Here is an 18,985-nt window from a genome sequence, read left to right as displayed (position 1 = left end):
GGTTCAAAGATAGCCGGGTCAGACCCGTCCCAAAGCGTTGATGTCGACCAGAAAGTCCTCGTGTACCTCGGCGCTGACGGTGGTGCGGGTGTCCCCGATGGCGTCCAGGTAATCCTGGGTGGCTGGACCACGGCGTACTGCCGCCCGGGCGGCCGCGCCGCCACCGGTTGCCAGCCCGCCGTCGTCGTACACTGCTTTTTCCAGTGCCCGCTGGGAGGCGCTGCGGGCAGCGTATTCGATGTCCGCCGGTGAGAAGCCCTCCGTGCGTTCCACCAGCAGCTCCACGTCCACGGTGTCCACCACTGCGGCCGGGATGAAGCGCTGCCACATGGCAGTGCGCGCCTGCCGGTCGGGCAGCCCGATGGGGATGACGTAGTCGAACCGCCCATGCCGCAGGAACGCCGTGTCCAGGGCCCGGATGAAGTTGGTGGCGCACACCAGCAGCCGGCCGGGCTGTTCGCGGAAGGCCGGGATGATCTTCAGGAGCTCGTTGGTGACGCCCTGCAGGGGCGAGGGGGGCTCGCCGGAACGCTGCGAGGCGATCTCCTCCACCTCGTCGATGAACACCACGGCGTGTTCCAGCTCCGCGATTTCGAGGAAAGTCTCCCGCAGGGCGCCAGCCAGGCCCTGGGGATCGGCGGCCAGCCGGGACGGGAAGACCTCCACAAACGGCCACTCCAGCCGGGACGCGATGGCCTTGGCAAACGTGGTTTTGCCCGTGCCGGGCGGGCCGAAGAGGACCACTGCGCGCGGCGGCACCACACCGAACTCGTCCGCCAGGTCAGCCTCGGCCAACGGCAGCACCAGCCTGCGTTCGAGTAGTTCCTTTTCCTTGCGCATGCCGGCGACGTTCTCCCAGAGGTCCCGGGCCAGGATGCGGCCGCCCAGCTGGCCCAGGGCGCCAAGTTCCTGCCGCTGCACCGGAATGGTCCGCTCGAAATAGCGCAGGTTCTTCTTTAATGCGAAGCCGCGGCTCAGGAATGCTTCCACGCGGGTTTCGGATTCGGGCATCAACGCCGACAGCTTGTTGAGCCCGTGGGGCGCCATCCGGTTCTCGACGGCGGCAAGCAGGGAGGTGCCGATGCCCCGCCCGCGGTATTCGGGCAGGGTGGCCAGGAAAACGATCCAGCCCTGGTCGTGCGCAGCGCGGCCCACCGCGGCACCCACCACCTGTTCGCCCTGTACCGCCACCACGGCATGGTCCTTTTCGCAGGAGGCCAGGACCTCGGACAGGGCGTACACCGGCTCCACGTTGTGGGCCTTGAGGGTCTCCCACAGGTGCAGGATGCCGTCCAGGTCAGCAGAGTGGAAATCCCTGATCCGCCAGTTGGTCATGCTGTTCCTCCGGGAGGTTCGTCGTTGAACTGAACGTGGCGCGGGAGTAAGGTGTGGCGCACCTCACCCACCCCGTTAGGAGCAACCATGCCACATCCGGGACGCCGGGCCGCAGCCATTACGGCTGTGCTGGCAATGAGCGTAACCACAGGTGCCATCATGACGCCGGCCGCTGCCGATCCCCGGCAAACGGACCGGAGCGCCACCGCCACCGGATCCGGCGGTGCCGTCAGCACCGTAGATCCCGAAGCGTCCGCGGCGGCCATCGAGGTCCTCCGCAAAGGGGGCAACGCGGCCGACGCGGCGGTTGCGGCAGCAGCGACGCTGGGCGTCACGGAGCCGTACAGCGCCGGTGTTGGCGGCGGCGGCTACTTTGTGTTTTATGACGCGGCCACCGGGAAGGTGGGCACCATCGACGGCCGGGAGACTGCGCCCGCGGGGATCCGCAGTGACGCGTTCATCAATCCGGCCACCGGCGGGCCCTACACCTTCAGCCCGGACCTGGTGACCAGCGGCGTTTCGGTGGGTGTGCCCGGAACGCCCGCCACCTGGGAACGTGCGCTGGAGCGCTGGGGCACCGTCAGCCTGGCCGAGGCCCTGAAGCCCGCCATCAAGGTGGCCACCCGGGGCTTCGTCGTCGACGGCACCTTCCGCAAGCAGACCGAGGACAACCAGGCCCGCTTTGAAGCGTTCCCTGCCACTGCAGAGCTGTTCCTTCCGGGCGGACAGCTTCCGGTGGTGGGGTCGGTGTTCAGGAACAAGGACCTCGCGGAGACGTACCGGCTGCTGTCCCGGCAGGGAACCGGCGCCTTCTACACCGGCCCGCTCGCCGGGGAGATTGCGGCCACGGTCCAGGCCCCACCCAAAGCTGCCGACACGGAGCTGCCGGTTCCGCCAGGCTCCATGACGGTGGCGGACCTGGCCAACTACCGGGCAATTGACCAGGCAGCCACCAAGGTGAGCTACCGCGGCTATGACGTCCACGGCATGGCACCCTCCAGCAGCGGCGGCACCACGGTGGGTGAGGCGCTGAACATCCTGTCCGGCTTCGATTTGCCGGCCACTGCACAAGCCCGGCCGTCAGTCCTGCACCATTACCTGGAGGCAAGCGCGCTCGCGTTTGCGGACCGCGCCGAGTATGTGGGCGATCCCGCCTTTGTGCCGGTTCCCACCGCAGCGCTCCTCAACCCGGTCTTCGGCAAGGAACGCGCCTGCCAGCTCAATCCGCTCCAGGCCGCCGTCAAACCCGTGCAACCGGGCAATGTTTTGTCCTACGACGGCGCCTGCACCACACCGCCGGTCCCGTTGGCCAATGACACTGATACGGAGAACATCTCCACCACCAACCTCACGGTGTCCGACAAGTGGGGCAACGTGGTGGAGTACACCCTGACCATTGAGCAGACCGGCGGGTCCGGGATTGTGGTTCCGGGCCGGGGCTTCCTGTTGAACAACGAACTCACCGACTTCTCCACCGTCTTTGATGAGGAAGATCCCAACCGGATCCAGCCGAGCAAGCGTCCGCGGTCGTCCATGTCGCCCACCATCGTGCTCAGGGATGGCAAGCCGTTCCTGGCCCTTGGCTCACCGGGCGGTTCCACCATCATCACCACTGTCCTGCAGACCCTGATCAACAGGATCGATCTCAAGATGGGCCTCCTCGACGCCGTGGCCGCACCCCGTGCCGCCCAGCGGAACACGGCGTCGGTGAGCGCGGAACAGGGCTTTATCGACAGGTACGGCCCGGGCCTGGCCCCGTTCGGCCATAAGTTCACGGCTGCCGGCCCGCCAGGCAGTTCGGCGGCGGAGATCGGCGCCGCCACCGCCATTGAGTTCCTGCCATCAGGCGGTGTGCTGGCCGTGGCCGAGCCTGCCAGGCGGGGCGGCGGCTCGGCGATGGTGGTGAAGCCAGCCAAGTGAGCCGCGGCAGGCGTTAAACCACGACGGCGGCACCTGGGTTCGGATCATTCCGGAACCCGGGTGCCGCCGTCGTACGCCCTGCCGGCTATCTCTTGAAGGTGTCTGCCGCCGGGTTGGCGATGACGGGGGCGGTGCCGGTGTAGCCCTTGCGGGTTTCGGCGATTTCGCGGATGCGTTTGCGGCAGGCGAACCAGCCGGCCACCATGAGTGCTGAGGCGATGCCGGTGACGAGCATGGTCAGGGGGGAGTCGATGAACACCATCACCAGCACGCCGACGAGGAAGAGCAGGGAGAGGTAGCCGGTGTAGGGGGCGCCGAACATGCGGAAGCTGGGCCGTTCCAGCCAGCCTTTGTCGGCCCAGCGTTTGAGTTGGATCTGGCAGAGGACGATGGTGGCCCAGGTCATGATGATGCCTACGGAGGCGACGTTGAGGACGATTTCGAAGGCGTCGGCCGGGACGAGGTAGTTCAGCGGGACCCCGAGCAGGGACACGGCGGCGGTGATCGCGATGCCGCCGTAGGGGACGCCGGCTTTGTTCATGCGGGAGGCGAACTTGGGGGCGGAGCCGTTCACGGACATGGAGCGCAGGATCCGGCCGGTGGAGTAGAGCCCGGCGTTCAGTGAGGACAGGGCTGCGGTGAGGACCACGAGGTTCATGATGACGTCCACGCCTTCGATGCCGATGGAGCCGAAGAACGTCACGAACGGGCTGACCCCTGCCTGGTAGGAGGTGTAGGGCAGGAGCAGGGCCAGCAGGATGACGGAGCCGACGTAGAACACGGCGATGCGGAAGACCACGGAGTTGATGGCCTTGGGCATGATTTTGTGCGGGTTTTCGGTTTCGCCGGCGGCGGTGCCCACCAGTTCAATGGAGGCGTAGGCGAACAGGACGCCCTGCATGAGGATGATCATGGGCAGCAGGCCGTTGGGGAAGATCCCGCCGTTGTCCGTGATCAGGCTCAGGCCCACTTCCTGGCCGTCCACGGGGGTGCCGAAGATGACGAAGTAGGTGCCCACCAGCAGGAACGCGACCAGGGCTGCGACCTTGATCAGGGCGAACCAGAATTCCATCTCGCCAAAGACCTTCACCGAGACCAGGTTCAGGGCCAGGACCACCACCAGGGCGATCAGGGCCCAGGCCCACTGCGGGACCGCACCCATCCAGGGGACGTAGTTGCCGAAGAAGTTCATGTAGATCGCGGCGGCGGTGATGTCCACGATGGTGGTGGTGGCCCAGTTGATCCAGTAGAACCAGCCGGAAACAAACGCGGCTTTTTCGCCGAAGAACTCCCGGGCGTAGGAAACGAAGGAACCGGACGAGGGCCGGTGCAGCACGAGTTCGCCCAGGGCACGCAGGATCAGGAACGCGAAGAAACCACACACCGCGTAGGCGATCACCAGCGACGGGCCGGCCTCGGCCAAGCGGCCACCGGCACCCAGGAACAGGCCGGTACCGATCGCACCGCCAATGGCGATCATCTGGATCTGCCGCGGCTTCAGGTTCTTGTGGTAACCCGTGTCCTCAGCGTGCAGGGACGACTCGGTCGCATGGGCGTGGCCACCATCAATCAGGTGGTCGGGAATGGGGGAGTTTGTCATGGGGGGTGTCCTTTGATGTGCCGGGTTCAGGGTCAGGCCGGAGCCTGGTTGCTGAGGTTGGCAAGGCGTTCGGGGCTGAGGAGTTCCTGAAGCTGTTCAGAGGTAAGGAGTCCGTGTTCAAGGACCAGTTCGGCCACACCCTTGCCGGTGGCGAGGGCTTCCTGCGCAATGGCGGTGGCAGTGGCGTAGCCCAGTTGGGGGTTCAGGGCGGTGACCAGTCCGATGGACTGCTCCACGGTGAGGCGGAGCCGTTCGGTGTTGGCGGTGATGCCCCGGATGCAGCGGGCCGTGAGGGTGCGGCAGGCTGCTTCCAGGTGTGAAATGCTCTTGTGGAGGCTGTGGACAATGATGGGTTCGAAGGCGTTGAGCTGAAGTTGTCCGGCTTCGGCGGCCATGGTGATGGTCACGTCGTTGCCGATGACCTCGTAGGCCACCTGGGAGACAACTTCCGGGATGACCGGGTTGATCTTGCCGGGCATGATCGAGGATCCGGACTGCACGGCCGGAAGGTTGATCTCGCCGAATCCCGCGCGGGGGCCGGAGGAGAGCAGGCGGAGGTCGTTGCAGATCTTGGAGAGTTTCACGGCCACACGCTTCAGCACACCGGACAGGTGCACAAATGCGCCGACGTCCTGGGTGGCTTCGATGAGGTCGACGGCGGTCACCAGCGGCAGGCCGGTGATGGCGGCCAGGTGCCGGCAGGCTGCCCCGGCGTAGCCGGCGGGGGCGTTCAGGCCCGTTCCGATGGCCGTGGCACCCAGGTTGATTTCGTGGATGAGCAGTTCGGCCTCGGCCAGCCGGAGCCGGTCCTCGCCGATGGTGACGGCGTAGGTGCCGAACTCCTGGCCCAGGGTCATGGGCACGGCGTCCTGGAGCTGGGTCCGGCCCATCTTCACCACGGTCCGGAATTCCAGCGCCTTCGACGCGCAGGCCTCCTCGAGTTCGGCAAGTGCGTCGAGGAGTTCCCGGGCGGCGAAGATGGTGCCCAGTTTGACGGCCGTGGGGTAGACGTCGTTGGTGGACTGGCTGAGGTTCACATGGTCGTTGGGGTGCAGCCTGGCGTAGTCGCCTTTGGGGTGGCCCAGGATTTCCAGGGCACGGTTGGCGATGACCTCGTTGGCGTTCATGTTCGACGACGTCCCCGCGCCGCCCTGGATGACGTCCACCACAAACTGTTCGCTCAGCTGGCCGGCCATGATGTCCTGGCAGGCCTGTTCGATGGCGTCTGAGCGCTCCGCGTCCAGCAGCCCGAGCTCCCGGTTGGTGCGGGCTGCGGCCAGTTTCACGGCCGCCAGGCCACGGACCAGGTGCATGTTGGAGGAGAGCTTCTGGCCGGTGATGGGGAAGTTTTCAACGGCGCGGAGGGTGTGGACACCCCAGTAGGCATCGGCCGGGACGTCGCGGTCGCCCAGCAGGTCATGTTCGGACCGGAGGCCGGGGGCGGCGGTTGCGGTGTTGTTCAGGGTGGTCATGGTGGTCCTCACGGGGCTTCGTTGACGGGCTTGGACTGGGCAGGTTCAGGGGTTTTGGGGTGGCCGGCGACGGGAGGCGCTGCCCGGGCCAGGAAATCGGTGGCCTGCAGGGCACCCACCTGGTGGCCGCCGCCCAGCACGGGGGAGCCGGCGATGGCTGCGAGGGGTGCGGTGTCCACGCCCAGGCTGCCCAGGAGGGTGGTGGTGGCGGGCATCCTGGCGCGGTCGCCGCCGTCGGAAATCTTTACCGCCACGGCGCTGCCGTCCGCCAGCCCAACCAGCTGGACGCCTTCAAAGCCGTCCTTGGCCACGGCGCCGGGAAGCAGGCGCATGAGGGTGGTCACGTCCCTGCCTTCCCCGGCCACCATGTCCGGGTGCTGCATCATGGCAAGCCCGACGGCGGCTTCCGGGGTGCCGTCGTCGACCGCGGTGGCGCGCGCAATCCGGCCGAAGGCGCGGGCCATCCCGCGCAGGGTCAGGGCGAACAGGGGCGTGCCGCAGCCGTCGGTGCTGACGGCCAGGGGCTCCTCGCCGGTCAGGTCGATGATGGTTTCGGCCACCAGCTGCTGAAGCGGGTGATCCGGTGCCAGGTAGCCCTGGACCGGCCAGCCGTTGATGACGCACGTGGCGGCCATGGCGGCGTGCTTGCCGGAGCAGTTCTGGGTGAGCTGGCTGGCGGCGCCGCCGTCACGGAGCCAATCCTCGCGTTCGGTGGCGCCGTAGGGCAGGTCTGTGCTGTTTTCCAACGAGCCCTGGGTGAGGGAGTGCATCTCGAGAATGCGCAGGGCGCCGTCGCGGTGCCGGGCGGCGCCGGAGTGGCTGGCCGCTGCCAGGGCCAGCAGGTCCATGGGCAGGACGAGCCCGGCGCGGAGCATGGCCACTGCCTGCAAGGGCTTCAGCGAGGAGCGCGGGTAAAACGGCGCCAGGGGTTCGCCGGCTGATGCCATTGTTGCGCCGTCGGCGCTGATGGCGATGGCGGAGCCGTAGTGGACACTTTCCACGAGGCCGTCGCGGGTTGCGGCGACCAGGGGTACATGGCCGGGCAGGGTGCGGTGGGCCTCGTGGGCAGCGGAAAACATCGGGGAGGGCATGGAGTCCTTGGGTAGGTTGCTTGGTGGCTACTGGTGGGGGCTTCGCGGTTACTTGTTGAGGATTGAGTCCAGGGCCAGGCCCACGGCGTTCAAGTGGTGTGACATGGCGGAGCGGGCATCATCGGCGGAGCCCGCTTCGATGGCGGCGAGGATCTGCTGGTGCTCGATGTCGGAGGCGTGCTGGCGGTCGGCCACCATGTTCAGGGTTTCCGACTGGTGGGCCAGGGCCTCGCGGATGTCTGACACCACGCTGGCGAAGACCTTGTTGCCGCTGGCCCGGGCGATCGTGGCGTGGAAGCTGGAGTCCAGCGAAACCCAGGATTCCAGGTCGGTCTCCGCAGCCATGGCTGCAACGATGTGGCGGAGGGTTTCCAGCTCCTCATCCGTGCGCCGGTGGGCGGCGAGCCCGGCGGCCGGGATTTCGATGTGGGGGCGGGCCTCCGTGAGGTCCCGGGCTGAATACTGGCCCAGGGTGAGGTCGTTGGCTACTTTGTTGGCCATCACAAAGGTGCCCTTGCCGGTTTTGGTGACCGTCAGGCCCAGCGCGGTGCAGGAGCGCAACGCTTCGCGGATGACCGAACGGCTGACACCGTATTGCTGGGAGAGGGTGGCCTCGGAATCAAGCTTGCTGCCCACCGGAACCACACCTGACTCGATGTCGTCCCGGATCGCATTAAAGACAGCTTCCGCGGCGCTGAGGCGGGCCAAGGGCCGGGATGGTGGGCGGGTACGGGCAGGATGTCCTGCTGTCCGGCTGTCTGACAGGTTCACGCCTTAAATATGGCACCGGTCACACCGAGTGTCAATGCGGTTTCCGTTTATCTCCGGGAATGCTGGTCAGGTACTTCGGGAATTGCTGTCCGGGCCGCACACATTCCGGGTGCACCAATGGCGCCCGGGCCGGTGCTGCTGCCCCGGCCGGGATTCCCCGGTGGGGTGTCAGAGGTGCTGGATGCCTGCCCGCTGCATGGCGTCCTTGTAGGTCTCCACGCTCTTGGTGAGGAGTTCCTCCTGCTTCGTTTCGGATACGGCGAAGGCCCGCCCGCCAAGCGCGGAGGCCTTGTAGACCTTGATGCCGCTGTTCCGGAGGGACGAGTGGTACGTCTTTTCGAACAGGGTGAGGAATGCGGAGGCATCCGTGCCGTGGGCGATGATTGCCGAGACCCGCGAATTGATCTTGAGGAACTGGCGGAACGGCCGGAGTCCGTCTGTCTTCTCCTGCACACTCAGCGCGGAGGGAAGGCCAGGGTCCCTGACCCACGGGTATGCGTTCCAAGGCATGACGTAGCGGGGGTCGAGTTCGGCGATCTCGTAGATCTGGGTGGCGCGTCGGGCACCCTCGTCGTCATTGTTGTGCGACACAAAACCTGATTCGGTGCCCTTGCCGGGGCTGACCTGCAGGGTGACGATGCGGCATTCGTCCTCGTCATGCACCGGGTCAATGTACGGGACGGTGGAACCCGGCTTCTTTTCCATCAGTTCATCGCAAAGCTGGGTCACCTTGGCGATGTTCGGTTCCTGTAGCAGGGCCTTTTTTTCGTCCCAATCAATCGTCACGATTTCTCCCTCGGCAGCAAGGCGTCCAGAATCAGGCGTCCTATGCCACTCTACGCTTTCCCGGGTTCAGGTGGCAGAGCGCCTCCAAACACCGGCTTCAGCCTGACTCCTCGGGGAGCGGTATAGGCCAGCGGAAGGTTCCGGGGAGGGCCGGCGCGACGGACCGGTAGGTGTGGCCGGTGGGTGTCCTGGTGTCCACCGCGTGTCTTGTAGCTGGAGCGGGAAGGGTGTCGGCGGGCCGGCTGCTGGCCGCGGCATGGCTGGTGTCTGCGATGTGGCTGTTGGCTGCAGCGTGGTTGTTGCCTGCTGCATGCCTGGTTTCCGCGGCCTGCTTTCTGGCTTGAGTATTTCTGCTGTCGATGTGGTGCCCGGTGCCTGGCACTGTCAGTGCAGACCAACCTGCCGATTCCTTTGCTTGGTTGCAGGCCTCGCAAAGCCCCTGCCCATTGGCGCCGCTTGTGTTTTTGTCCTCACGCCAGGGGACAACGTGGTCGTAATGCCGGATGGGCGCGTCACAGCAGGGAGTGCGGCATAGCTGGTCGCGCACCTGGAGGAAGCTTTTGAGGCCAGGCGGAAAAAGCCGGGCTTTCGAATCCATTGCCACCAGCTCGCCGGTTTCCGGTGCGACATACAGCCGGCGAATCCAAGCAGCCAAGGCGGGCTGGCCGGGAGCGGGCTCTCGGTCCAGAGGGAGCTGGTTGGCAGCTGGAGAGGCGGCTGCCGCACCATCCAGGACCGCCGCCCGCGCCCATTCGGCGGGGACAACGCCGTAGCCTGCGAGCCGGGCTGGTTCACTGTCGGCTTGGAAGAGTGTCCTGTCCGTCATGACCAACTGGATTTCGATGCCGGTGATGCCGCCGGGGGTACCTGTCACGCGCTCCACCAGCTCATCCGCCATCAGTTGGCCTTTGGTGCGGCCGTCGCCGGCTGAACGCGCTGAATCGGCATGGCGTGTCAGGTCGGCGTAAACCGCTACCCCTTCTGCAACCGGCAGCAGGGCGGTGAGATAGGCCATGGTGTCCGGTGCAGGCCTGAGGCTTACGGTGCGCTCCGCCGCAGCGTGGCTTGCACGCCGGGCAACCGACCGGGGATCGCGCCTGTACGCTGCGGCCCGGATTGCCGCAACGAGTGACCGGTCCCCGGCGTCCGCCAAGGACCCGTAATCCGGTCCGAACTCGGCGTCCACCGCCCGGCGGTCATCCACGGATAGGTGCGCGGTTTCCCGCACCGCGAGGATGGTCCGCCATTCGTTGAGGCTGCCGCCGGCCAAGGCCTCGGCGGCATGGGGCATTTCGATCAGCGCTTTGGCCATTCCGAGCAGCCGGCCACCCCTGGCGGGAGACTCACGCCGGGCCAATGCAATCTGCGCAGCAACCCCGGCTCCAAGGTCTGCGGCGGCGATGCCTGAGGCGGCCTGTTCCCGGCGCTGCGAGCGGTCAAAGGCAACGGCGATCCGTGCCTGCAGGGCCGCGGCTGCCGACTTCAGGTCCTCCAGCAGTCGAAGCTGGTTGATCATCCCCGCGTCATCGGGACAGATGTGCGCGGTTGCCACCAGCTGCAGCGCGGCCGGCAGGGAAGATCCGGCGTTGGTGGCAACGTCCGTTGTAACCGCCGGGTGCTCGCGTAGGTCCATACCTCAATTTTCCCGGAATCCGGCGGTGGAGCTGGAAAGAAAGTCCCGTATGTGGACAACTTCAACAGCGTAAACTAGCTCAGATTCAATTGTGGTTATATTCCCGAATCGGGTATATATTCGCCACTATGACCGAGGCAATTTTCTGGATCCTCACGGCGCTCGCGGGAGGCCGCCAGCACGGCTACGCCATCCTGCGGGACGTTGAACAGCTCGCTGCGGGCAGCCAGACCATCAGGGTTACAACCCTGTACGCCAGCCTTGAGCGGCTGGAGCGGGACGGCAAGGTCCGGCATGCGGGCGATGAGACCGTGGACGGTCGTGCCAGGCGGTACTACGAACTGACGGATGAAGGACGCCAGTCGTTGTCCGCTGAAGCAGAACGCCTTGCTGCAAGGTTGCGTGCGGCGGAAAGCAGGCTTGGCGGGCGCCGGCCGTTGTCTGTGAAGCCTGCCTCGGCGGCAAGGGTGAGCAAGGGGCAGACAGATCTCCCTGGGCTGGCCACATGAGCAGGGACCTGCGTAATCGGTACGGCCGGCTGCTGCGTTGGTATCCGCACTCGTGGCGGGTCAGGAATGGGGCCGTCATGTTGGCCACCCTTGAACAAGACGCCGCGGAGCGGGGTCTATCGCGGCCATCCCGGGCGGACGTGTGGTCCCTGCGTTCCCACGGTCTCGGAGAAAGAGCGACACCCCGCGTGGCCGCGGTCTTCGCTGCGGTGTCGGCCCTGGCTTTCGCCGGAGCCGTGGCACTGCCGCTGACCAGCACGTCACTGCCGCCGGAAACACAAGCCTTCAGGATGCTTTTGGCGTCTTTTGCAGGACCGCTTGGTTTGTCCCTCGCAGCGACAGCGCTGATGCACCGTACCGGCAGGCTATCGGCTCCGGCGGCGCTCTTTACCGCAGTAATAGCCGTTCCGGCGTGCGCATTGGCGGGGCTGTCACTGTCCAGCATCGCCGTGGGCTTCGAGGAAGCAGACCTGGCACAGGGGAACAGTTGGTTTGGATCCGCTTCCCTGCTGTTTGTTGCCGCAGGCTGGGCGGCGGGAACCATCTTCCTCCTGGCACCGGTGAACGCCGTCCTGCGGGTCCGCGGCACGCTGTTCCGGCAGATGGCATTGTCTGCCCTGGTGGCGGTCCCGTCAGCCGTGGTCTTAGGCGCCATGATCATGATTGGCCAGTTCCTGAACACCATTGTGGCCGTGGTGGTCCTGATTGTGGCCTTGCGGATGGGTAGCGGAGGGACCGGATCCCCGGCTGATTCCGGCTGGACGCAAAACACCGCATCAGTTGGCTCGTCCGGACCCACGGCACATGCCGCGGCAGACAGGCACCGGATGCCCGCACCCCGGCTTGCCGGCCGGGACCGCAAGGCGGCACGAACCGGGGCCCTTTTTGGCTTGGTACTGGGTTTGGCCTGTGCCGCATTCGCCCTCGCCGGCAGCGAGTGGACGTCCTTCGCCTCGGACTCCACCAGGGCCATGAACCTTGGCTTAGGCGCCGGCGCTGTTACTGCCGTATCGGTGGTCCTCGCGGCCGGACGAATTCTTGCGCCCGTGGTGGGCAAGGTCATCCGGTGGTCCGTCCTGCTCTGCTGCGCAGCTCTCATCATGGAGGCAGTTGCCCAGCTCCTCGGTGCGGGCCATCCACGGCAGTGGCCGGTGACGCTGGTCGCGGCCAGCCTTATGGGCTGCGCTTTGGTGCTCCCACTGGGACGGCTCCTGCCCGGCGGCCGGTCACTGCGCATCGTTGGCGTGGCTTTTATGGCCGTGGCAGGGATCTGGCCAGGACTCATGCTTGTTGCCGCGGCCGGCTTCCTTTCACCTGTGGTTGCCGCCGTCATTCTGGTACTGATGGGAGTCCGCAAGAGGGCCCGGCCGGAGCCGGCACACCAGCTGTCCGGGCGGCCGGCGCGCTGAATCCCGGTGATGCTGTTCAATGAAGTTATGCAGTTCAGCAAGAAGGGCCTGAAAGCCGAGGGCTTTGCAGGCTTCAGGGCAATCGAAGACCTCGCCATCATCAGGGTTCCCCAAGGGCCGGGAATCTTCACCATCATGGCGCCGGCGGATTTCGAACCCCGGTTCCTGAAGACCAGCACGGCCGGTACTTTCAAAAAACGCAGCCCCACCCTGCCGAAGGATGCGCTCGCCGCTGAGTGGGTGGACGGCGCAGCTGTCCTGTACCTCGGCAAGGCAGGCCCGGGAAGCAAGGGCAACCGGGGCCTGCGCCGCCAGATCCAGGAGTTCCTGGACTTCGGCCGGGCCCGCCCGCCGGGCCATTGGGACGGCCGGCTGGTCTGGCAACTGCTCGACTCGGAGTCGTTGGTGGTCGCCTGGAAGGAGATGCCGGCCGAACAGCTCAGCGCCGCGGAAGCCGGGTACCACGCCGCCTTCGTCGAGTCCTATGGGCGGTTGCCGTTCGCGAACCTAGAGCAGGCGCGCGTCGCCGGGCAGGCCATTCCGGTCCGCAGCGGTGACACCAAAAGCTAACCGGGCATCCCGCCGTCGTAGGTGAAACGCCCGGCCACCAGCGTGCCTGCCACCGGCATGGCGGCGAAATCCGGGTCCGGAACGGCCAGCGGATCCGCGTCCAGGAGTACAAGGTCGGCCGGGTCGCCCACCCGGACCGTCCCGCGGCCCCGCGTGGAGGCTGCCAGGGCCTGCCGGCGGGTGATGGCTTCAGCCGGATGCCAGGGCTCCCGGCCGTCAAAAGCCGAACGGGTGGTGGCGGCGGACATGGCCGCCCACGGATCCAGGCGCGCCACCGGCGCGTCCGAACCGAAAGCGAGTGTTGCGCCCGCATCCAGCAGCCGGCGCAACGGAAACGCCCGGTCCGTCCGGCCCGGCCAGTTGGAATCGGCCGCATCCCGGTCATCGAGGGCGTGGCACGGCTGCACGCTGGCCACCACTCCCAGCCGGCCAAAGCGGGCAAAGTCATCGGCGCGGACAAACTGCGCATGCTCGATCCGCCCGCCAATGCCTGCCCGTTCGAAGGCATCCAGCGCCACCCGGTTGGCGGCGTCGCCGATTGCATGCACAGCGGGCACAAAGCCTGTCTCACGGGCCCGCACCAGGAGGGCCAGCAGGTCGGCGTCATTCACCGTGAGCAGGCCGTGCCCACCAAAGGGGTAGGGATCAACGCAGTAAGCGGTGCGGGTGTTGAGCGACCCGTCGATGAGCACCTTCAAGGGACCTGTCCGCAACAGCCCGCCGCCGCCGGGAAGTTCCACGCCGGTCCGCATGCCCAGCCCCGCCGCGCGTTCGAGGTCCTGCGGATACACTCCGGCCTCGACCCGGAGGGTGTCGAAGCCCGCACCGAACCTGCGCAGCCACGGATCACGGTTCCACGTCATTTCGAAGTCGACCACGCCCACGATGCCTTTTGCGGCGGCCGCCCGGGCTGCCTGTTGCGCCCACTCATCCAGCACGGTGTCCGGCAGCAGGCCCAGCTCGCGGGTCAGGAGGAAAGCCGGTTCCTCCCGCAGCAACCCGGACCCGTCCACGGCCAGGGAATGGCGCCGGGCGGCAGCACTGTTGACCCACACGCAGTGCAGGTCGTGGCTGATCAGGGCGGTGGGCCGGTCTCCCGTGGCCCCGTCCAGGAGCCCCAGCGTCGGCGCATCAGGCCACAGTGCGTCGCGGAACCCCACCCCCACGGCAGTGACGTCGCTGCCGGGTGCGGCCAGCAGGTGGCGTTCGACGGCGGCCGCCGCCCCGAGTGCCGAGGCCGCACCTGACAGGTCGATCCGGTTGGCGTGCATGGCCCACTGGTTCAGGTGTACGTGCTCGTCCCAGAGCCCGGGTATGACAAACCGGCCGTCGCAGTCGAGGACTTCAATGCCGGCGGCACCTGCCAACGGCCCGGTGCTTACGCCTGCCACGATGCCATCACGAAGGTGGAGGTTGAGGGGCCCGTCCGGCCCGTCTCCGGCAGGCAGGCGGACTGCCGTGAGGATCAGCTCAGTCATGCCGGCCCGACAGCCGCTCCATTTCACGGCGGTCCTTCTTGGTGGGCCGGCCGGCCCCGCGGTCACGCTGCGGCAGGCCCAGCGCCGGGGCCACCGGGCGGGGCGGGGTGTGGTCGGTGAAGCAGTGCGAAGCCACCTCAGCGCCCACACGTTTGGCGAGCAGCCGGCGCACCTCCAGGGTGCGTTCATAGCCGGACATGCGGACGGTGACGGTATCGCCGGTCACCAGGGTTGCCGATGCCTTGGCCGGGCTGCCGTTCAGGCGGACGTGACCGGCCCGGCACGCGGCCGTGGACGCGGAGCGGGTCTTGTAGGCGCGGACAGCCCACAGCCACGCATCGATGCGGACACTGGCGGGGGAGGATGGAATGCTGGTCATGGCTGGCACCGAGTATAGCGCCGCGGCCTGCGGCTCAGGCGGCGGCTTTCCCGCCGGGGGTCCTAGTCGACGCGGACTGACACCCGGTGCACCATGTTGTTGCCCATCCCCTGGTAGTTCCAGTTCTGCTCCAGGGGCTGGGTGGCGCCGGTGTCGTCAGTGGCGCGGCAGCACAGGACGTGTTCGCCGGGATCGGCGGTCCACGGCACCGTCCACTTCCGCCAGGCGTACCCACCCAGGGATTTTTCCAGCTGCGCGGGCATCCATTGGCCGTCCACGCCAACTTCGACGCCGGTCACCGCTCCCTGCCCGGACCAGGCCCGCCCTTCCAGCAGCACCTGCCCCCGCGGCACCACCCGGTGGCGCGTGAAAAAGTCCGGGACTCCCGGCGGAACCATCAGCGAACGCACCCTGATCCGCGAAACCGGGGTGCCGGCGTCGTCAGCGGAATCCTGGTACCGGTACGCGTCCTGCTGGTAGCCCGCAAAGGGGGCCGTGACCACCTCGATGGATTCCAGCCATTTCACGCTCGCCATCCCGTACCAGCCCGGAACCACCAGGCGCAGCGGATGGCCGTGCTGGGGCGGCAGGTCGCCGTCGTTCATGGCGTAGGCGAGGACGACGTCGGGCCGCATCGCCTCGTGGATCGGCAGGCTCCGCGCAAACTTCTGTGGGACGCCACCCTGGATTCCGGCGTCGACGCCGGTAAACACCACCTCAACGGCCTGCGGCAGGACCCCTGCCTTCCCCAGCAGGTGGGACAACGGAACACCGGTCCAGTTGGCCGTCCCCACGGCCTCAAGAACCCACGGCTGGCTGACCGGCCGAGGCGCCAGCAGCGACCGGCCGTTGCCGGCGCATTCAAGGGTCACCGGCACCGTGATGCCGGGTTCTTTCCTCAGCGCGGCCATGCTGATTTCCAGCGAGCGTTCCACGGCTCCGCCAACCTGCAGGTGCCAGGTGGCGGCATCAAGGTCCGGAATGTCGAAGTGGGTCAGGACGTAGTGCAGACCCGGCGCGGTGAAGTCCCGGCGGAGCGCCTCCAGCGGCATGGCATGGTTCCGGGCCGCCAGCTGCAGCTCGGGCGGCGTGAGCGGGCCGTCGGTCGGCCCGGCCGGCGCGGGAACCCCGACTGGCCACGGGTACTGCGTGGATTGCTGGAAGTCGTGGATCTGTGCCATGGCGCTGCGCTCCTCAGGACTGGTTTACGCCTGCTTTATCCCGGCCGTCAACAACTACAGCTGCGTCCGGGTCAGGAACTCCGCCAGGCTGATGGGGTCCTGCCCGGTCAGCCCATGCACGTCGGGCGAAACGCCGGCCATGTGGCCTGCCGCCATCGCCGTGTAGGTGCTGACCCAGGCATCAAGCTGCCAGTCCGGGGCGCCGTAGGAGGCCCTGGACGCGTACGCCTCCTGTAGTGTCTCCGGCTCGTAGCTGATGGTGCGGCCGGTTCCAGCCGTCATGACGGCGGCGGCCTGGGACAGTGTGAGCTCCTCGGGGCCCGTCAGGTTATACGTCATGCCCCGGTGGATCGCCGGATCCCGGAGGACGGCCACCGCGCTCCGGGCCACGTCCTCGCGAGCGACCCCGGAGAAGGCGCCATTCCCTGCAGGACCGCGGATCACTCCCCCGCCATCCGCCAGCAGCGGCAGGAAGTCGAGGTAGAAATTGTCCCGGAGGAACGTGAACCCCATCCCGGAAGCGCGGATGTGCTGCTCCGTGGCGAAATGGTCCCGGGCCAGGGTGAAGGTGGCGTCCGGGGCGGCACCGTAGAAGGACGTATACACCACGTGCTCCACGCCGGCACGTACTGCGGCATCAATGAAGGCGTAGTGCTGCTGCACCCGGTCCTCGGTTTCGGCCGCGGAGACCATAAACAGGAGCTTGGCTCCCGCCAGTGCCTGTTCGGCGGCCGCGGCGTCGCCGTAGCTGCAGGCAAGGGCCGGGGCGTTGTCCAGCTGCGGCGCCCGGGACGGGTCACGGGCCAGCAGGCGCTGGGCCGTGCCGTCCGCGGACAGTTGCCGGGCCACCATCCCGCCCAGGCCGCCGGTGGATCCGGTGACAGCGAGCTGCGGAAGGTTTTCCGGGCTGGGTTCGGACGCCACGGCCGGCCTACGCTTCGCGCTTCTCGGGCGACTTGGTCAGCGCAGGATCGCGCTCGGCCAGCGAACCGATGGCGTCGTCAATTTTCTTCATCACGTCCGGGTCGAGGGTGACACCGGCAGCGGCCACGCTGTCAGCGATCTGTTCCGGCCGGGAAGCACCCACGATGGCCGAAGCGACGTTGGGGTTCTGCAGCACCCAGGCCACCGCGAGCTGCGGCATGGTCAGCCCGGCTTCCGCGGCGATCGGCTTGAGGTCCTGCACACCGGCCAGCACGTCGTCGCGCATCCAGCGCTGGATCATTTTGGCGCCGCCCTTGTCGTCGGTGGCGCGGCTGCCCTCCGGTGCAGGCTGGCCGGGCAGATACTTGCCGCTCAGCACACCCTGCCCCATCGGGGACCAGACGATCTGGGACACGCCCAGCTCCTCGGAGGCGGGCACAACGTCGGCCTCGATGACACGCCACAGCATGTTGTACTGCGGCTGGTTGGAAATCAGCTGGAAGCCCAGGTCCTTCGCCAGTGCGTGACCGTCCCTGAGCTGCTCCGCCGTCCATTCGCTGACCCCGATGTACAGCGCCTTGCCCTGCCGGACCACGTCCGCGAACGCCTGCATGGTCTCTTCGAGGGGCGTTTCGAAGTCATACCGGTGGGCCTGGTAAAGGTCCACGTAGTCGGTCTGCAGCCGGCCCAGGGAACCGTTGATGGACTCCATGATGTGTTTGCGGGACAGGCCCAGGTCGTTTTTGCCCTTGGGGCCGGTGGGGCCGTACACCTTCGTGAAGATCTCCAGGGATTCCCGCCGCTCGCCCTTCAGGGCGTCGCCGAGCACTGTTTCCGCTGCTGTATTGGCGTAGACGTCGGCCGTGTCGAAGGTGCTGATCCCTGCATCGAGGGCTGCCCGGACGCACTGGGAGGCGACGTCGTTCTCCACCTGTGAGCCGTGCGTCAGCCAGTTGCCGAACGTAATTTCCGAAACTTTGAAGCCGCTGTTACCGAGGTATCTGAATTCCATGGTTTTCACGCTAGCCCAGATGGTTGCTCAGGGTAAGTGCTGGCGGTCCTTGGCTTGGGAGGCATTGGTGGTGGCGGGCTTTGGCATGGCCGGCTTCCTCTTGGGGCCCTGCGGCGGGCCCGCCAACGACATCAGTGACCCCGTGTCGAGCGGCGAAAGGGGTGCCGCCGGGGGTTTCTGGAAGGAGCGCGGCGCGCTGCCTGCTGGAGTCTTCGCCGCCAGGGCCGACTCAACGAGCGGGGCCACCTCGTCAACTTTTCCGGCAGGAAGCTCGGGGTCCGGCAGATCCCGGACGGAAACCTTGATGTTGGGTGCGGCCGCCCGGGCTTTGGCCATGGCGCGCGCGTCCGCCTGGGATACCGCGGCGGCCCAGCCTTCGGACAGGACCGCAGGTTCCCGCTTGGCGGCGGTTTTCGCGGCGGAAAGGAGCGGATGGCGGACGACGGCGGTGCGCAGCGCAGTGATCCGGCCGGCCTGCAGCAGCCCCGCGCGGGCGCGCCAGGGCGTGCCTGCGGCGGGAGCCCCGGCGTCGGGCGTTCCTGCCGGGTCCTGCTGTCCCGACGGGCCGAAACGGATGGATTCCACCCGGCGGAGGCGGCCGAAGACGAGCATCAGCACCAGGGCGACCAACCGGCCCAGGCCCGCGAGGACCAGAGTGGTGACGCCCAGGAGGAACAACACGACGAACATCAGGAAGGCAACGCCCATGGTGCCCAAAAAGGTCAGGTTGAGGATGAGCGTGTCCGGATTCTCCACGTCAGCTCTCCTTTCGGCCGGCAGCGGGGCGCGCACCGGCAGCCGTCCCCCAGGGCGGCAGCTTCCCCTCCACCATACGGATTTTTGGCTCCACGTGCCCCCGCCGCGGGCGGCACGTCCCGGGTTGTTTCGAACCTGTTACCGGATGTGGCATCACGG

At 67.2% G+C, this 18,985-nt stretch carries 17 protein-coding genes; 4 read left to right on the top strand and 13 right to left on the bottom strand.

Annotation, left to right across the window (positions count from 1 at the left end):
* Positions 1–18: 18 nt before the first annotated feature.
* Positions 19–1,335 (bottom strand): ATP-binding protein, encoded by a 1,317-nt coding sequence (locus ACRB8A_RS18325; protein ID WP_050683575.1) that lies wholly within the window; start codon positions 1,333–1,335, stop codon positions 19–21.
* A gap of 87 nt (positions 1,336–1,422) precedes the next feature.
* Here ACRB8A_RS18325 and ggt point away from each other — a divergent pair, with 87 nt between their 5' ends.
* On the top strand, positions 1,423–3,255 hold the full coding sequence (gene ggt / locus ACRB8A_RS18320) for a gamma-glutamyltransferase (protein ID WP_056599127.1): 1,833 nt from the start codon (positions 1,423–1,425) through the stop codon (positions 3,253–3,255).
* Between the two features lie 85 nt (positions 3,256–3,340).
* On the opposite strand, the gene ACRB8A_RS18315 is transcribed toward ggt, so the two are convergent.
* The 6 genes from ACRB8A_RS18315 to ACRB8A_RS18290 form a co-directional block, all read right to left on the bottom strand.
* The gene (locus ACRB8A_RS18315) at positions 3,341–4,855 is read right to left on the bottom strand and encodes an amino acid permease (RefSeq protein ID WP_432245280.1); all 1,515 of its coding nucleotides are present in this window, start codon (positions 4,853–4,855) and stop codon (positions 3,341–3,343) included.
* A gap of 32 nt (positions 4,856–4,887) precedes the next feature.
* Positions 4,888–6,327 (bottom strand): aspartate ammonia-lyase, encoded by a 1,440-nt coding sequence (locus ACRB8A_RS18310; RefSeq protein ID WP_050687509.1) that lies wholly within the window; start codon positions 6,325–6,327, stop codon positions 4,888–4,890.
* 8 nt (positions 6,328–6,335) lie between these two features.
* Entirely contained in the window at positions 6,336–7,418 is a 1,083-nt protein-coding gene (locus ACRB8A_RS18305) for an asparaginase (RefSeq protein ID WP_432245279.1), read from the bottom strand.
* 48 nt (positions 7,419–7,466) lie between these two features.
* A complete protein-coding gene (locus ACRB8A_RS18300; protein ID WP_050687505.1) occupies positions 7,467–8,189 on the bottom strand; it encodes a FadR/GntR family transcriptional regulator in 723 nt (240 codons plus the stop codon).
* 168 nt (positions 8,190–8,357) lie between these two features.
* Positions 8,358–8,975, bottom strand: a complete 618-nt coding sequence (locus ACRB8A_RS18295; RefSeq protein WP_050687503.1) for a uracil-DNA glycosylase — start codon at positions 8,973–8,975, stop codon at positions 8,358–8,360.
* A gap of 97 nt (positions 8,976–9,072) precedes the next feature.
* Positions 9,073–10,608, bottom strand: coding sequence for an HNH endonuclease (locus ACRB8A_RS18290; protein ID WP_056599121.1), 1,536 nt, complete (start codon positions 10,606–10,608; stop codon positions 9,073–9,075).
* Positions 10,609–10,736: 128 nt separating this feature from the next.
* Between ACRB8A_RS18290 and ACRB8A_RS18285 the strand changes: the two genes are divergently transcribed.
* The 3 genes from ACRB8A_RS18285 (at position 10,737) to ACRB8A_RS18275 (ending at position 13,096) form a co-directional block, all read left to right on the top strand.
* The gene (locus ACRB8A_RS18285; protein WP_056599118.1) at positions 10,737–11,117 is read left to right on the top strand and encodes a PadR family transcriptional regulator; all 381 of its coding nucleotides are present in this window, start codon (positions 10,737–10,739) and stop codon (positions 11,115–11,117) included.
* 188 nt (positions 11,118–11,305) lie between these two features.
* The gene (locus ACRB8A_RS18280) at positions 11,306–12,526 is read left to right on the top strand and encodes a hypothetical protein (protein WP_432245278.1); all 1,221 of its coding nucleotides are present in this window, start codon (positions 11,306–11,308) and stop codon (positions 12,524–12,526) included.
* Positions 12,527–12,553: 27 nt separating this feature from the next.
* On the top strand, positions 12,554–13,096 hold the full coding sequence (locus ACRB8A_RS18275) for a hypothetical protein (RefSeq protein ID WP_285241957.1): 543 nt from the start codon (positions 12,554–12,556) through the stop codon (positions 13,094–13,096).
* Here ACRB8A_RS18275 and ACRB8A_RS18270 read toward each other — a convergent pair.
* From ACRB8A_RS18270 to ACRB8A_RS18245, 6 genes are all read right to left on the bottom strand, one after another.
* Positions 13,093–14,574 carry an amidohydrolase gene (locus ACRB8A_RS18270; RefSeq protein ID WP_432245277.1) on the bottom strand — a complete coding sequence of 494 codons (1,482 nt, stop codon included), beginning with the start codon at positions 14,572–14,574 and terminating at the stop codon, positions 13,093–13,095. The two genes, ACRB8A_RS18275 and ACRB8A_RS18270, sit on opposite strands and share 4 nt — an antisense overlap.
* Positions 14,567–14,953 carry an RNA-binding S4 domain-containing protein gene (locus tag ACRB8A_RS18265; protein ID WP_050687492.1) on the bottom strand — a complete coding sequence of 129 codons (387 nt, stop codon included), beginning with the start codon at positions 14,951–14,953 and terminating at the stop codon, positions 14,567–14,569. The genes ACRB8A_RS18270 and ACRB8A_RS18265 overlap by 8 nt, the downstream gene beginning before the upstream one ends.
* Positions 14,954–15,015: 62 nt before the next feature.
* Positions 15,016–16,134, bottom strand: a complete 1,119-nt coding sequence (locus tag ACRB8A_RS18260) for a sulfite oxidase (protein ID WP_432245276.1) — start codon at positions 16,132–16,134, stop codon at positions 15,016–15,018.
* 54 nt (positions 16,135–16,188) lie between these two features.
* Positions 16,189–17,058 (bottom strand): SDR family oxidoreductase, encoded by an 870-nt coding sequence (locus tag ACRB8A_RS18255; RefSeq protein ID WP_432245275.1) that lies wholly within the window; start codon positions 17,056–17,058, stop codon positions 16,189–16,191.
* Between the two features lie 7 nt (positions 17,059–17,065).
* Entirely contained in the window at positions 17,066–18,070 is a 1,005-nt protein-coding gene (locus ACRB8A_RS18250) for an aldo/keto reductase family protein (protein WP_432245274.1), read from the bottom strand.
* Positions 18,071–18,097: 27 nt separating this feature from the next.
* Positions 18,098–18,826: a hypothetical protein gene (locus tag ACRB8A_RS18245; RefSeq protein WP_050687486.1), complete on the bottom strand. Its 729-nt coding sequence runs from the start codon at positions 18,824–18,826 to the stop codon at positions 18,098–18,100.
* Between the last annotated feature and the right edge of the window lie 159 nt (positions 18,827–18,985).

The organism is Arthrobacter sp. G.S.26 (assembly GCF_050847375.1).
GTDB lineage: Bacteria > Actinomycetota > Actinomycetes > Actinomycetales > Micrococcaceae > Arthrobacter.
This window is presented reverse-complemented; position numbering and strand designations above follow the sequence as displayed.

Excerpts from the sequence above, each read along its gene's own strand:
- ACRB8A_RS18270 (WP_432245277.1), bottom strand. The coding sequence starts at position 14,574 with ATGACTGAGCTGATCCTCACGGCAGTCCGCCTGCCTGCCGGAGACGGG.
- ACRB8A_RS18315 (WP_432245280.1), bottom strand. The coding sequence starts at position 4,855 with ATGACAAACTCCCCCATTCCCGACCACCTGATTGATGGTGGCCACGCC.
- ACRB8A_RS18250 (WP_432245274.1), bottom strand. The coding sequence starts at position 18,070 with ATGGAATTCAGATACCTCGGTAACAGCGGCTTCAAAGTTTCGGAAATT.
- ggt (WP_056599127.1), top strand. The coding sequence starts at position 1,423 with ATGCCACATCCGGGACGCCGGGCCGCAGCCATTACGGCTGTGCTGGCA.
- ACRB8A_RS18305 (WP_432245279.1), bottom strand. The coding sequence starts at position 7,418 with ATGCCCTCCCCGATGTTTTCCGCTGCCCACGAGGCCCACCGCACCCTG.
- ACRB8A_RS18260 (WP_432245276.1), bottom strand. The coding sequence starts at position 16,134 with ATGGCACAGATCCACGACTTCCAGCAATCCACGCAGTACCCGTGGCCA.
- ACRB8A_RS18310 (WP_050687509.1), bottom strand. The coding sequence starts at position 6,327 with ATGACCACCCTGAACAACACCGCAACCGCCGCCCCCGGCCTCCGGTCC.
- ACRB8A_RS18275 (WP_285241957.1), top strand. The coding sequence starts at position 12,554 with ATGCAGTTCAGCAAGAAGGGCCTGAAAGCCGAGGGCTTTGCAGGCTTC.
- ACRB8A_RS18325 (WP_050683575.1), bottom strand. The coding sequence starts at position 1,335 with ATGACCAACTGGCGGATCAGGGATTTCCACTCTGCTGACCTGGACGGC.
- ACRB8A_RS18285 (WP_056599118.1), top strand. The coding sequence starts at position 10,737 with ATGACCGAGGCAATTTTCTGGATCCTCACGGCGCTCGCGGGAGGCCGC.
- ACRB8A_RS18290 (WP_056599121.1), bottom strand. The coding sequence starts at position 10,608 with ATGGACCTACGCGAGCACCCGGCGGTTACAACGGACGTTGCCACCAAC.
- ACRB8A_RS18265 (WP_050687492.1), bottom strand. The coding sequence starts at position 14,953 with ATGACCAGCATTCCATCCTCCCCCGCCAGTGTCCGCATCGATGCGTGG.